This is a genomic window from Mesorhizobium sp. M1406, from assembly GCF_040317555.1.
Classification (GTDB): Bacteria; Pseudomonadota; Alphaproteobacteria; order Rhizobiales; family Rhizobiaceae; genus Mesorhizobium.
On record NZ_JAMYKW010000179.1, the window covers coordinates 1 to 775 of the forward strand.

The following is a 775-nucleotide window of genomic DNA, read 5'->3' on the forward strand; positions in this document are numbered from 1 at the left end:
GGCGACCGCCGGGCATTCCTGCGGCACCTGTCGCCAGTCCGGAAGAAGCGCTGGGTGGTCTATGCCAAGGCGCCCTTCGCCGGGCCGGAAGCCGTGCTTGCCTACCTGTCGCGCTACACCCACCGGGTTGCGATCTCGAACAGCCGCCTGATCGCCTTCGACAAGAACAGCGTCACCTTCCGCTACAAAGACTATCGTCGCGAAGGCGCCAACCGCCAGCAGGTCATGGTGCTCGCGATTGATGAGTTCATCCGCCGCTTCCTGCTCCATGTCCTGCCGCACGGCTTCCATCGCATCCGGCATTACGGCCTGCTTGCCGGCGGCTCCCGCAAGGCCAGCCTCGCGCTCGCCCGCGAACTGCTCAGCGTTGCCACACCTCCCGATGACGACACCCCGCACGAGCCGGAAGACTTCCGCCCGTCATGCCCGTGCTGCGGCGGACGCATGATCGTCATCGAGGTGTTCGAACGGTGGAGGCAGCCGCGCGGACCGCCCAACGCGACCGCAGCGAGCCGGGAGAACTCTCCATGATCCGGCATGGCCCGCTTGCCCCCACGACCGCGCTACGCCGGCGCAGGTCAACGGAAACGCATGTGCGCTTTGCTGTTGCGCCCGTCATCAGGCATGCGAACCCAGTCAGAATCACCGCAACAAGCTCCCCGACCAAGCCCGGACGTTACTTCCTCGACACGCCCGCAGCACGAAATGTGAGCGTTCGCGACAGGCGCTGGCACACCCCGCCACACAAATCCCCATAGCGCACAGCATGCGGCCC

Annotated in this window: 1 protein-coding gene; it reads left to right on the forward strand. The window is 66.2% G+C overall.

The features are described 5' to 3' along the window. On the forward strand, positions 1-531 hold a 531-nt coding region (locus NKH03_RS34830; RefSeq protein WP_352973370.1), incomplete at its 5' end, for an IS91 family transposase. Positions 532-775: the final 244 nt, after the last annotated feature.